Raw genomic sequence first — 13,700 nt, 5'->3', positions numbered from 1 at the left:
AATTTTTTCAATCTGCCTTCGCTTTGAGATAGTTCGCTATCTCAGTAGTTAAACCGGCTTGATACGTATTGTTTGAGGTTGACTTATCATAAATTGCCCTGTAGCACATTGCTGCGGCATAAAAAGTTCCTTCTAGCCTTGCATGCACCCCATCAGCGTCATATAAATCAATATCAACCTCTTGATTTTGATCAATCAATTGCCATTCGAGACCTACGGGCACCAAGGTTGCGCTAGTTGCTAAAACGCCATTTTGGTAGGTTTTCCTAATTCCAGTTAGCATTTCTGGTCTGTCTTTGTAGGGCCAAGTCATAAATAAAAAAACCTTGGTGCCCTTTGGTTTTACCATTTCGGAGAATGACTGCATCGCATTGACACTAGAACTTAATGCTTCGGAAGCAACTGCGGTATTTTCTTGCAAAATGATAACATCCCATGAGCGCTCATTAATTTTGTCGATAGTGGCCTGGTCACCCAAATGATCTTGTAAGGTATAACCGCCAATAGCTATTTCTTGTATTATGGGGTCGAACTTCAAATCATCACTATCTCTAAAGTTACGCAGATGAGTTGACATACCTTGGTTGTAATAGGTGTGACTGTTTCCAATAAAAAGCACTTCTTCCTTACCTAAAGAGACATCACCAGCTTTTTCATTTTGTAACTTTCCTGAGTCTTCTTGCTGCGCACAGCTTGAAAGTGAGAAAGACAAGAGTAAAACTAGCTTTAGGCGAACCAAAAAAGTGTATGGTGTTTTCATTTGGTTTAAAGATATGGTGTATTTTAGAATAATTAATAATTCCATTCCAAACCACCAGTTAGAGTATGAAAAAAGTATTCGTTTTTATCACCTTATGTCAATTTTTCCTTGGCTTCTCGCAGATACTACCTGAAAGTGCAAGAGCTAAGGTAGTAGATGAAATATTAGCCGATAGGTTTAATAACCTTTTGCCAAAGTTGATGGATAACACTGACATCGATATGTGGATACTTATTTCAAGAGAATACAATGAGGACCCGGTGTTGCGAACCATGCTTCCATCAACCTGGTTGAATGCTCGCCGGAGAACAATTCTCTTGTTTTCGAGAGATAAAGTCAAAAACACTATTGAAAAACTGGCTGTAGCTCGTTATAATGTTGGAGAAAACATCACATCGGCCTGGGACAAAGAAAAAGAACCCAATCAATGGAAACGTTTGATGCAGTTGATAGAAGCACGCAATCCAAAAAAAATCGGATTGAATTTTTCCAAAGACCACAATATAGCAGACGGTTTGGATAAAACAGATTATGATGAATTCATGCAGAACTTGCCAAAGAAGCATCATAAAAAAGTGGTTTCAGCGGAACAATTGGCCGTACGGTGGATTGAAACTCGTACGGAACGTGAAATGACTATATATCATCAGCTAGTAGATATTACGCATGATATTATCGCAGAAGCATTTTCCGAAAAGACCATAACCCCTGGAATTACTACGACCTCGGAGGTAGAATGGTGGATGCGTCAAAAAGTGACAGATTTGGGTTTAGAAACCTGGTTTCATCCAACCGTTGATATACAGCGTTCTCGCGAAGAATTGGTAGGACACCTGTATTCATTTTCGGGGAGACCCGATGATATGATTATATTACCAGGAGATTTGCTGCATTGTGATTTCGGAATTACCTATTTACGTCTGAACACTGATTGTCAAGAATTGGCTTATGTTTTAAAACCTGAGGAAAAGGCAGCCCCAAAATTTTTAGTTGATGGTTTGGCCGCTGGCAATCGAGTACAAGATTTCCTTACTACCAATATGGTTAAAGGAAAAACGGGAAATCAAATATTAGCCAGCGCTCTTAGCGAAGCAAAATCTGCTGGATTGCGCCCCGCGATCTATACGCATCCGCTGGGAATGTACGGCCATTCTGCAGGCACGACCATAGGTATGTGGGATTCGCAAGGTGGGGTAATGAAAGATGATGGAGAGAACTATCCCTTAAACCCAAATACGGTTTATGCCATCGAACTGAACACCACAATTACCATTCCTGAATGGAAGCGTGACATTCGTATTATGCTAGAAGAGGCAGGATTTTATGGAGAGAAGGGCTTCAGATATGTCAATGGCAGGCAAACAGAATTGTTATTAATTCCACGGTTAAAACAGCATCAAGGCAATTGAAAAAGTTGGCAATTAGATGCAAATGAAAATATAAAAGGCTATTTATGAAAAAAGCACTCTTCATATCAATATATTTTTTAGGGATATTGGCGCTCACTTCTCAAGAAACAAATACCAATACGACCATTTGCTGGGATATTTCTTCATCAATGAATGAGAGAGACTTGGAAAAGGATTTTTCCGTATTGGAAAAAGTATTTCAACGGGATGGCAATCAGGAAGTTCAATTATTGCTATTCAACCTTGAGGTTAAGGAAAGAAGCTACGCCATAAAAGACGGCAATTGGAATCTACTGAAACAAGATTTGCAAAATGCGAACTACGATGGAGGAACGATATATGCCTCATTAAAGGGCAAGATTAAAAACCCAAATGTGTATGTGTTTACCGATGGCCGAAAAACACTTTCAAAAGACGTACTGACTTTAGAAGGAAAGAGTTTTTTGATTAACAGTAATCCCCATCGCGATGCTAAATTTCTAGAGCGTACAGCGCTGCTCAATAGAAGTCGCTTAATGGACTACGCGAGCATTTTGCCAGAAAACGTAGTAAAACTTCAAAAGCAAAAGTCAGTTAAAGACGAAGCACCACCCAGGCAGCTGTTAAAGGGTACGGTCTTTATTGACAACAAACCCACCTCAAATGTAAAGGTTGCGGTACAGGGTATTTCCGATAGTTTTCTAACAGGACCTCAAGGTAGTTTTTCAATCGCCGCACAAGTCGGTGATACTTTGGTGGTCACCAGTAGAGATAGCAAAACGGTAAAAGTGGTGCCCGTCGAAGCTATGGCTCATACCAACGTATTCTTAGATGCTAACATAGTTTCTTTAGATGAAGTAGTGGTCGTGGAGCAACAATTAGAGGAGGAAATGGCGATTACCGGTTTTGGTTTGCAAGATAAAAAAACATTGGGGTATACAGTTTCTGAGATTGGGGGCGAAGATATTTCTGCGGTTCAAACCAACGTATCGGAAACTATAAATACCAAGGTATCAGGATTAACTTTAGGAAAAACTCACGGGAACCTTTCACAAACAGGAATTGAGAGAGCGGAAATTAGAGGTCGAAATACCATCAATATGAATCCGTATGCTCTTGTTGTGGTGAATGGTGTGCCCACTGATCGCACAAGTAGGGAATTTGATAAAGCAAATGGATCTTGGAATGGAGCGCCAAACAGTCTCGGGGGAAATACCGCAAATCGAAATGCCAATTTCAGTTTTATTGATCCATCGAATATTGCTAAAATTACCGTCTTGAAAGGTCTGGCGGCAACCAATGCCTATGGTAGCGAAGGAGCTAACGGCGTAATTTTAATAACTACGAAAACGGCTGTAGCTGGAGTAGGTACCCAAGAAAAGCGCGATTTGGCCTTGGTTCAAAACAACGTCTACGATGAAGACGAATCAAAATTAGTAGCAAGAACAAATTCAGATTTTGTGGGTTTTGTAAAAGGTACAACTGTTGAAAAGGCGTATGAAACCTATCTATCGGCAAAAGCTGCAAATCAAGAAAATATTAAATTCTATGTAGCGGCCTTTGATTTCTTTAAGGATAAAGACTCCGAGATTGCAGAAGATGCTATTTCCAATATTTTAGAACATTCCGAAGAAAATACGGCAAACTTAAGGGTGGTGTCTTCTGCTTTGGCTGCTATTGGCGATTATGAAAACGCTATTCGAATAAATGAAGAAATTATCATCCGATCTCCTAACGATGTCAATGCATACTTTGATAAGGCGGTTGCCAAGCGCGAACTGGGTAAATATCAAGAGGCCTTAAATGAATTGTTGGCCTTGTCAAAAGGCAACACCTATTTTTCCATAAATGCATCAAGCATCTCCAAAACACTAGATAGAGAGATAAAAAACCTGATTTTCAAACATAAAGGCCAACTGAATACCGCCAATATTGATGCCAAGTATCTTAACAATTTGAGGTATAAAGTCCGTTTGGTTTTTGAATGGAATGAACCGGCAGAAGAATTTGAACTGCAGTTTGTCAATCCTCAAAAACGCTTTTTTAATTGGGTGCATACCAATACTGAAATTAAAGCGCGTATGGAAGACGAGATTAAAAATAATTACCGAGTTGAGGAGTACGAATTTTATGGTGATGTGGCCGGAGAGTGGGTAATTAATGCCAAATATTTAGGGGAAACCAAAAAGGAAAGTGAAACGCCTTTTGTATTGAAGTGTACTATTTTCAAAGACTTCGGTTACCCCACGCAATCACGAGAGGAAGTGATGATAAGTTTCTCAAGTTTAGATGAGAAGAGAAACATTAAAAATTTATTCGTAAATTAATGTCATAAGCGTTTTCAATAAGGAAAACGGTTGGCTTATTAGATCAATGGGCTAGGATGCTGATCTTCCACGGTTTAAAACGGTATAATTTTTGATGTTTTTTGTAAAATTCTAAACTTTCTGCTATGAAAAATGTACTTCTTACCCTTTCGTTTTTGTGCTTTACATTAGTACTTCAATCACAATCAAAACTTATTAAAGGAAAACTAACCCATTTGGATGCGCCTTTGGCAAATGCAGATGTTATGGTTAAAGACGCGGATACCAGGGCCAAAACTGGGGTTGATGGGTCGTATTCAATTTCTGCTCAAGAAGGTGATGTTATCGTATATAGTTATCCTAGTTTGGAAAGCGTTGAAATTATCGTAGAGGACGTTACCTCTATTTTGAATGTTAGTTTATACCAAAAAGTAACCCAACTGGATGAAGTCATTGTCAAAGGCAGCAATCGAAAAAGCCAAGAAGAGCTTGAAGAGGAATACGGATACAATCCGAACTTAATAAAAACCGCCTGGGGAATTTTAGATAAGGAGACCGCACCGGGCGTGATGCGTTTTCTTGTAGAAGACGACATTAATGCAGTAGCTATTTGCATTATGGATTTGTTGAGAAATCAATTTGCCGGAGTACGTGTTTCAGGAGATTGCAGTAGGGGAGGAACAGTAACGATTAGAGGTTTGCACTCCATCAATTTCGCTGCTCCAACGAATTTTAATATTGATGGAATTGGAGTGTCAGGTGATCCCATAATAGATACGCAAGATGCAACGGTAACCGGAACCGTCCAAGTTGCTTCAGGAGCGCTTAATTCTGCACCTCCAGCGATTTTTGATGTTGACGGCCAGATATTAAGAGAACCTCCGATTTGGATTCTTCCCAATGCTATGGAAAGAGTGGCGGTTTTAAGTAGTTTGTCACTTACCACAAGATATGGAGCTATCGGCGCTGGAGGCGTAGTCGTTATCAATACAAAGGCCGGCTCTGCTGGTTTGACTTCCAATAAAATTTTGGATAGGGCAAGATTACGAAATAATAAATATCAAAATGATGCTATAGGAAAGGAAACGATTTCTAAAAACCTTCCTACTTATCTTGAAGCACTCTATGCAAGTGCTGACCTCAATGCAGCAAAAGACCTATTTGCTAAAAACAAGTTAATGTACCGTAGTTCTCCGTATTACTTTATAGACGGGTATAACTACTTTATGGAAAACGGTGATTCCAAATTTGCCAAGGAAATTATTGCCGATCACATGTATCTTTTTGAAGACCACCCTGTTCATGCCAAGGCCTTGGCATACCATTTAGACACCCATGGCCAAGTCGAACAGGCAAATGAACTCTATGAGCAAATATTTATACTTAGGCCCAGTTATGCCCAATCTTATAGAGATCTGGCCGAAAGTTATCGTGAAGTAGGCAATTATACAAAATCGGCTAGCATGTATGCACGGCATAATTATTTGCTGAAAGAAGGATTTCTAGATTCGGATAGTGTCGGAATACTACCTATTATAGAAAGAGAATCGGAGAATCTTTTGGTTTTGAAAGGCGATAAAGTGATGAATGGCCTAAATATAACAGAACGTTTGGCCAAGTTTACTGAGTTTGAGGGTACACGTTTGTTTTTCGAATGGAACGACAGTGAGGCCGAATTTGAATTGCAGTTCGTGAATCCGGAAAATCATTTTTATACCTGGAAGCATACCTTAGAGGCGAATGCTGAAAGAATTAGAGATGAAAAGATAAAAGGCTATTCAAGTGAAGAGTTTTTGATTGACGGTTCGCTACCAGGGAGATGGCAAGTAAATATTAACTATAAAGGAAATAAAAAACTAGAACCTACGTACCTTAAAGTTACGACCTACTATAATTACGGGAAGCCTGCACAAAGAAAACAGGTTAATGTCTATCGATTGGGTATAAGAAATGTAAACCAAGAATTGTTTTCCCTTGTTAATTCGAGCGTGAATTCGAATTAACTTTTCATGAGAATACTTTTTTTACTTCTTTTTTCAATTGTCGCGCAAGCCTTATGGTCACAAGACAATGCAATGCCAATTAATGGTCATATCACAGATGGTATTTCGCCATTGCACAATGTGCATGTAAAAATCATTAATTCAAATATAGCAACGAGTACAAATACCTCTGGTTACTATTCGCTAAGCGCAAGCGTTGGTGATGTTATCGAATATACGCATATGGGGTATACCCCTATTCGAGTAGTCGTTGAAGACGTCACGCACGTTTTGAACCTCGAAATGCCAAAAATTCCTGAAGAACTAAAGGAGGTAACTGTAAACGGAAATCGTTCAAAGTCGCAACGAGAAATGCTGTTGGAGTATGAAGCCAATACCGACTTGATTCGAACAGCATACGGGTTTTTGAATAAGCGAAAATCGGCCACGGCTCTAAACATTATTGACGAATCTGAATTTCTTCCTGGGGCGCTAACCTTTCTTGATGCCATTCAAGGGCAGTTCAATGGCAGGGCTACCTTTCCTGATGGAATTCCAGTAGTTTACCTGCGTGAAAGACCAAATCTAATGTCAGGCTCTCAAGCTGCGATTTATGATGTTGACGGAGCTATTGTTGAAGAAGCACCAATTAGTATTCCGGTTACAGAAATAAAAAGAATTGCCATTCTACGTGGGTTAAACGCTACCAGCAGATATGGAACAAGAGCAAATGGTGGTGTTATAATTATCAATACTAAAACCGGAAGTGTAAAACCCAAAACTGACGCTATTGAGGTTTTAGATTTGCAAGAAGCTCACGCAGCTTTTATCGAGCAAAACTTTTGTAAACCTTCTGCAGCACTAACCGATAGCAACGGCTTGCACGAACTTTTGGCAAGTAAATCGGAAACCACTGCAATTGCAACATTTAGGGATAACATCTCTAAAATGCAAAATGCTCCATACCTTTTGATCGATGCTGCCAACCATTTTCATTCCAAGTGGGGTAACCAGCGACTTGCAAAAGAAATTTGGGACAAAGTAAAAATTGAGTTTTCAGATAACAGCAATGTGTTAAAGGCTATAGCCTATTACTACGAACAAAATGGTTATTTGAAAGAGGCCTTGGATATTTACCAAAAAGTATCCGCCTTACGTCCGAACTATGCACAAACCTATCGCGACTTGGCATATATGCATCACAAACTCGATAATCCTGAACAGGCCCTAAATATTTACTCTAAGTTTTTGAACAAAAATAAGAAGGCAGGTTACAAGGAAACTTTGAACGGAATTGATTTTATAATCAGCATAGAGGCCATAGATATTCTGACAAGAAACAAAATGGAAGTATCTAAGACGCTAAAAAAAATAGAAGTCCCTTTTAAAGATGCTCCAACCCGTATTTTATTGGAATGGAATAATGGAGAGACCGAGTTCGATGTCGAAATGATTAAAAAAGATAAATCCTATTTGGTTTGGAAACATAACTATGTAGACAAACCAAAGCAAATTACAGCAGAAAAGAAGCTTGGATATTCGATGCAACAATTCTTTGTTAATAAAAATGATGTTGGAAAATGGGTTTTTAATATGAACTATTTTGGGAACAAATCTTCTGATCCGAGTTACCTCAAAGCCACCATACAGTACAACTATGGGTCAACATTGCAAAAGGATAAGGTTAAAGTAATACGCTTACCCGAGCAACGACGTTGTTTAAACCTGTTTTCTATTTAAGTTATACTTGCAACACCCCTAAGTTGAAAGGCTTCTCGATAGGCGCATGATTGGCGGCTTCTATACCCATAGCGATCCATTTACGGGTATCTGTGGGTTCGATGATAGCGTCAGTCCATAAGCGCGCTGCAGCGTAGTACGGCGATACCTGGTTATCATATCGGTTCTTTATCTCGTTAAAAAGTTCCGCCTCTTTTTCTTTGGTTATTGTTTCACCTTTCTTTTTTAAAGAAGCCGTTTCGATTTGTAACAATACTTTTGCGGCCGAATTTCCACTCATTACTGCCAATTCGGCACTGGGCCAGGCAACAATTAATCTAGGGTCGTATGCTTTGCCACACATGGCATAATTACCCGCGCCATAACTGTTTCCGATAACTACCGTAAATTTTGGTACTACCGAATTGCTCACTGCATTAACCATCTTCGCTCCATCTTTTATGATGCCTCCATGTTCGCTTTTACTTCCAACCATAAACCCGGTAACGTCCTGTAAAAAAACCAGAGGAATCTTCTTTTGATTGCAATTGGCAATAAAGCGGGTAGCTTTATCGGCAGAATCGGAATAGATGACACCGCCAAATTGCATTTCTCCTTTCGCATTTTTCACTACTTTTCTTTGGTTAGCAACAATACCAACTGCCCATCCATCGATGCGCGCATATCCAGTAAGAATGGTTTTCCCGTAATCTTCCTTGTATTGTTCAAATTCTGAATTATCTACTAAGCGATAGATGATTTCAAGCATATCATACTGTTCATGACGTAGCTTTGGCAGCGTCCCAAAGAGTTGCTTAGGATCTAGCTTCGGTTTTTGTGTTTTTTTCCTGTCGTAACCCGCTTTGTCGAATGCTCCGATTTTATCCACAATGTTTTTAATCGTATCAAGAGCGGCTTGGTCATCTTTGGCCTTATAATCGGTTACTCCACTGATCTCACAGTGCGTGCTTGCACCACCAAGGGTTTCATTATCTATTGACTCACCAATAGCAGCTTTTACCAGATAGCTTCCGGCCAAGAAAATACTGCCGGTTTTATCGACGATCAACGCTTCATCACTCATAATAGGTAAATAGGCCCCACCTGCCACACAGCTTCCCATAATGGCTGAGATTTGGGTTATGCCCATACTGCTCATCACCGCGTTGTTTCTAAAAATGCGTCCGAAGTGTTCTTTATCTGGAAATATTTCATCTTGCATGGGTAGGTAGACCCCAGCGCTGTCCACTAGGTAAATGATGGGAAGCCTATTTTCAATAGCGATTTCCTGCGCTCGCAAGTTCTTTTTGCCGGTGATTGGAAACCACGCACCAGCTTTTACAGTCGCATCGTTCGCTACAACAATACATAGTTTGCCTTTAACATGTCCAATTTTAATGACAACGCCGCCCGAAGGGCAACCACCGTGTTCTTCATACATGCCTTCGCCTACCAGGGCTCCAATCTCAACACTTTTCGCGTCATCATCTAAAAGATAAGCGATGCGCTCTCTTGCCGTCAATTTTCCTTTGGCATGATGCTTTTCAATACGGTTTTTACCACCTCCTAATTTTACCTGTGCAAGGCGTTTTTTCAATTCTGACACGAGGAGTTTATTATGGTCTTCGTTTTTATTGAATTTGAGATCCATGTATGCTTTTTGTTTCAATTAGGGCATAAAGATAAGTACTAAAATTGACTACTTTTGGTAAAATAACAAACGTATATGAGTAGTACAGTAGGATGGGGCATACTTGGCCCTGGTAGAATAGCCCAAAGCTTCGCAAACGATTTAAATTTAGTTGATGGAGGTCAATTGGTTGCAGCTGCCTCGCGCAGTTTAACACGTGCACAAACCTTTGCCAAAGCATATGGTGCAGCGCAGGCCTTTGGCAGCTACGAGGAGCTTTTTTTATGTGATGCTGTAGATGTTATTTATATCGCGACACCTCACACGGGCCATATGGAGTGGGCTATCAAAGCGATGCAGGCCGGAAAACATGTATTGTGTGAAAAACCATTGGGCATTAATCTCGCGGAGGTTCAACAAATAATAGCAGCTGCTAAGGCAAACCAAGTATTTTTAATGGAAGCTTTATGGAGTCGTTTTAACCCGTCAATTCAAAAGGTAAAACAACTTATTGATAGCGGTGAACTCGGTACGGTTAGTTATTTAAATGCCGATTTTGCTTTTTACGCCTTGGATAGGGATGACGAACACCGTGTTTTAAATCCTGATTTGGCAGGGGGGTCTATACTTGATATAGGTATTTACCCTATTTTTCTTGCATATCTACTTCTAGGGAAGCCGCAAGACATTAAATCGGCCTCCAATTTTCATATCACAGGAGCAGAAATTCAAACTTCAATGATCTTTGATTATGCTGATGCGCAAGCCGTTCTTTATAGTGGCTTAACTTCGAACTCAAAAATGAAAGCTGAAATTCAAGGAGACCAGGGTGCGATTTATCTTGATCCGCGCTGGCATGAAACCCAAGGATTTTCCTTGCATATTGGAGATACTGAGAAAAGATTTGATTTGCCCACTATAGGAAGAGGTTATGCTCACGAAATTGAAGAGGTTCATGCCTGTTTGAATGCTGGTAGACTTCAAAGCGAACTTTGGAGCCATCAAAACAGTATTGATTTGATCAGCCTGCTAGATGCTGTACGTCACCAATCGGGAGTTGTTTTTCCATTTGAACAATAAAGTGTTAAATGACAACTTAGGTTCTTCGATTTTTTACGATATTTGAGGCTACCACCAAACCAAACCAACCAAAAATCGAAACGATGGGAATGAACAAAAATACCGTGCTCGCTTGGGCGACTTTTATAATGATTGTAGTAGGCTTTGCCCTTATTGCCCTTGGGGCCTTCAGATATGATGATGTTGCCGGATGGGGTTTCGCCTCGGTAGGCATCGGATTTTTTGCCATTGCTTGGGTGTTTAATGCCTTAAAAGGAAGGGTTTAACCTTACAGCTTCAAGTAAAAGTTCAATTTTCAAACTAAAAAAATAGCTATTCAAATGTCTGACGATAAAAAGGTCATTTTTTCCATGTCGGGGGTGACCAAGACTTTTAAAACTGCCAATACACCAGTTCTCAAGAATATTTACTTAAGCTTTTTCTATGGGGCTAAAATCGGTATACTGGGCCTCAACGGCTCCGGTAAGTCTACTTTGTTAAAAATTATCGCTGGAGTAGACAAAAACTATCAAGGTGATGTTGTTTTTTCTCCCGGTTATAAAGTGGGGTACTTAGAACAAGAGCCTCAGCTAGATGAAAACAAGACCGTTCTAGAAGTTGTAAAAGAGGGTGTAGCTGAAACTGTTGCAATTCTTGATGAATACAACAAAATCAATGATATGTTTGGTTTACCTGAAGTATACGAAGATGCAGACAAGATGCAGAAACTGATGGATAAGCAGGCCGTTTTACAAGATCAAATCGACGCCTCCAACGCATGGGAATTAGACACCAAGTTGGAAATCGCTATGGATGCACTGCGAACCCCTGATTCTGATAAAAAGATAGGCGTCTTGTCAGGAGGGGAAAGAAGACGAGTTGCCCTTTGCAGACTATTGCTTCAAGAACCTGAAATTTTGCTGTTAGACGAGCCTACCAACCACTTAGATGCCGAATCGGTACACTGGTTAGAGCACCATTTGGCGCAATATAAGGGTACTGTCATCGCGGTGACCCACGACAGATACTTCCTTGATAATGTCGCCGGATGGATTCTCGAACTAGATAGGGGTGAAGGTATTCCTTGGAAGGGAAACTATTCGAGTTGGTTAGACCAAAAATCGAAGCGTTTGGCTCAGGAAAGCAAAACGGCATCCAAACGTCAAAAAACTCTAGAACGCGAATTAGAATGGGTACGCCAGGGTGCTAAAGGAAGACAGACCAAACAAAAAGCGCGTTTGAAGAACTATGACAAGCTCATGAGTCAAGACCAAAAGCAGCTTGACGAAAAACTCGAGATCTATATTCCAAATGGACCTCGGTTAGGTACCAATGTTATTGAATGCAAGGGCGTAAGTAAGGCGTATGATGATAAATTGCTATACGAAGATTTGAATTTTACCTTACCGCAAGCGGGAATTGTAGGGGTAATAGGACCGAATGGTGCTGGTAAGACCACAATTTTTAGAATGATTATGGGTGAAGAAACCCCTGATAAGGGCGAATTTGTAGTAGGAGACACGGCGAAAATTGCCTACGTAGATCAAAGCCATTCTAATATTGACCCTGATAAAACAATTTGGCAGAATTTTAGTGATGAACAAGAGTTGGTTATGATGGGAGGACGTCAGGTAAATTCTAGAGCTTATCTGAGCCGTTTTAATTTTTCTGGAAGCGAACAAAACAAAAAAGTGAACATGCTTTCTGGCGGTGAACGCAACCGGCTTCACCTGGCCATGACTTTAAAGGAAGAGGGTAATGTTTTGCTTTTAGATGAGCCAACCAACGATTTAGACGTCAATACGTTACGGGCATTGGAAGAAGGTTTGGAAAACTTTGCAGGCTGTGCTGTTGTCATCTCGCACGACAGATGGTTTTTAGATAGAATATGTACCCATATCTTAGCGTTCGAAGGCGATTCTCAAGTCTACTTCTTCGAAGGATCGTTCTCAGATTATGAAGAGAACAAGAAAAAGCGTTTGGGTGGCGATTTAATTCCCAAGCGTATTAAGTATAAGAAGTTGATTCGATAATTGAAATAGAACTGACCAAGAATTCAAAAGTCGTCTTTTGGATACCAATCCAATTGTACTACTTCCAAATCAGGGTTTCCAGCATTTACCATCGTTTTGAACTTCGTAATATCACTTACATCAGGTCTTCCGCGATAGTGATACGGATACACTTGTTTGGGTTTGAATTCTAAAACGGCATCTGCAGCGCTTTCAGGAGTCATGGTATACGGTAGGTTCATACAAACAAAAGCTTTATCGATATTTGAAAGTGCCCGCATTTCGGGAATATCCTCTGTGTCGCCTGAAAAATAGAGGCGTTGTCCGTCTATGTTGAGTACATAACCATTTCCTCTTCCTTTGGTATGGAATTTTAAAGCTTCTTTACGAAGATTATACATAGGTATAGCTTCAACAGTAATGCCGTAGCGCTCTTTTGCATCGCCATTGTTCAATACATCGAGTTGGGGTGTAAAATTTTCAGGTATAAGGTCAGCTACCGCCTGGGGCACGATTATTTTGGCTTTTTCAGTATTTAATGCTTCCAAAGTTTCAACACTTAGATGATCTCCATGCACATCGGTGATTAGAATCAAATCAGCTTGTTTTTGCCCTTCAAAAGCTTTTGCACCACCAACGGGGTCTATGTAGATAGTAATGTCATTCCATTCCAAAACCGCAGTAGCATGTTCTATAGGAATGATTTTTACATCTGCCACTTTAGGGTTTACCTGTGCTGTTGCATTTTCTTTTTTTGCAATATCTAGAGGTTTTGCATACTGTTTTTCCTTGCATCCGGCGAGTAGTACACATCCTATTAATAAGCTTGCTAGTGTTTTCATAA

At 40.1% G+C, this 13,700-nt stretch carries 10 protein-coding genes; 7 read left to right on the top strand and 3 right to left on the bottom strand.

Going from position 1 to position 13,700, the window contains the following annotated elements; genetic code table 11:
* Positions 1-7 precede the first annotated feature (7 nt).
* Positions 8-760: a DUF4886 domain-containing protein gene (locus ABJN95_RS14050; RefSeq protein WP_348371073.1), complete on the bottom strand. Its 753-nt coding sequence runs from the start codon at positions 758-760 to the stop codon at positions 8-10.
* 65 nt (positions 761-825) lie between these two features.
* Here ABJN95_RS14050 and ABJN95_RS14045 point away from each other — a divergent pair, with 65 nt between their 5' ends.
* From ABJN95_RS14045 to ABJN95_RS14030, 4 genes are all read left to right on the top strand, one after another.
* The gene (locus tag ABJN95_RS14045; RefSeq protein ID WP_348371071.1) at positions 826-2,169 is read left to right on the top strand and encodes a M24 family metallopeptidase; all 1,344 of its coding nucleotides are present in this window, start codon (positions 826-828) and stop codon (positions 2,167-2,169) included.
* A 44-nt stretch (positions 2,170-2,213) separates the two neighbouring features.
* Positions 2,214-4,475: a TonB-dependent receptor plug domain-containing protein gene (locus tag ABJN95_RS14040; protein WP_348371069.1), complete on the top strand. Its 2,262-nt coding sequence runs from the start codon at positions 2,214-2,216 to the stop codon at positions 4,473-4,475.
* Between the two features lie 125 nt (positions 4,476-4,600).
* Positions 4,601-6,457, top strand: coding sequence for a hypothetical protein (locus ABJN95_RS14035; protein ID WP_348371067.1), 1,857 nt, complete (start codon positions 4,601-4,603; stop codon positions 6,455-6,457).
* Between the two features lie 6 nt (positions 6,458-6,463).
* On the top strand, positions 6,464-8,176 hold the full coding sequence (locus ABJN95_RS14030) for a hypothetical protein (protein ID WP_348371065.1): 1,713 nt from the start codon (positions 6,464-6,466) through the stop codon (positions 8,174-8,176).
* Between the two features lies 1 nt (position 8,177).
* On the opposite strand, the gene ABJN95_RS14025 is transcribed toward ABJN95_RS14030, so the two are convergent.
* The gene (locus tag ABJN95_RS14025) at positions 8,178-9,806 is read right to left on the bottom strand and encodes a carboxyl transferase domain-containing protein (RefSeq protein ID WP_348371063.1); all 1,629 of its coding nucleotides are present in this window, start codon (positions 9,804-9,806) and stop codon (positions 8,178-8,180) included.
* 75 nt (positions 9,807-9,881) lie between these two features.
* Here ABJN95_RS14025 and ABJN95_RS14020 point away from each other — a divergent pair, with 75 nt between their 5' ends.
* From ABJN95_RS14020 to ettA, 3 genes are all read left to right on the top strand, one after another.
* On the top strand, positions 9,882-10,865 hold the full coding sequence (locus ABJN95_RS14020) for a Gfo/Idh/MocA family oxidoreductase (protein WP_348371062.1): 984 nt from the start codon (positions 9,882-9,884) through the stop codon (positions 10,863-10,865).
* A gap of 83 nt (positions 10,866-10,948) precedes the next feature.
* A complete protein-coding gene (locus ABJN95_RS14015) occupies positions 10,949-11,131 on the top strand; it encodes a CAL67264 family membrane protein (protein ID WP_348371060.1) in 183 nt (60 codons plus the stop codon).
* A 54-nt stretch (positions 11,132-11,185) separates the two neighbouring features.
* Positions 11,186-12,877, top strand: a complete 1,692-nt coding sequence (ettA, locus tag ABJN95_RS14010) for an energy-dependent translational throttle protein EttA (protein ID WP_348371058.1) — start codon at positions 11,186-11,188, stop codon at positions 12,875-12,877.
* Positions 12,878-12,900: 23 nt separating this feature from the next.
* Here ettA and ABJN95_RS14005 read toward each other — a convergent pair whose 3' ends face one another.
* Positions 12,901-13,698: an MBL fold metallo-hydrolase gene (locus ABJN95_RS14005; RefSeq protein ID WP_348371057.1), complete on the bottom strand. Its 798-nt coding sequence runs from the start codon at positions 13,696-13,698 to the stop codon at positions 12,901-12,903.
* Between the last annotated feature and the right edge of the window lie 2 nt (positions 13,699-13,700).

The organism is Maribacter sp., from assembly GCF_039974175.1.
Taxonomy (GTDB): Bacteria; Bacteroidota; Bacteroidia; order Flavobacteriales; family Flavobacteriaceae; genus Maribacter_C.
This window is presented reverse-complemented; position numbering and strand designations above follow the sequence as displayed.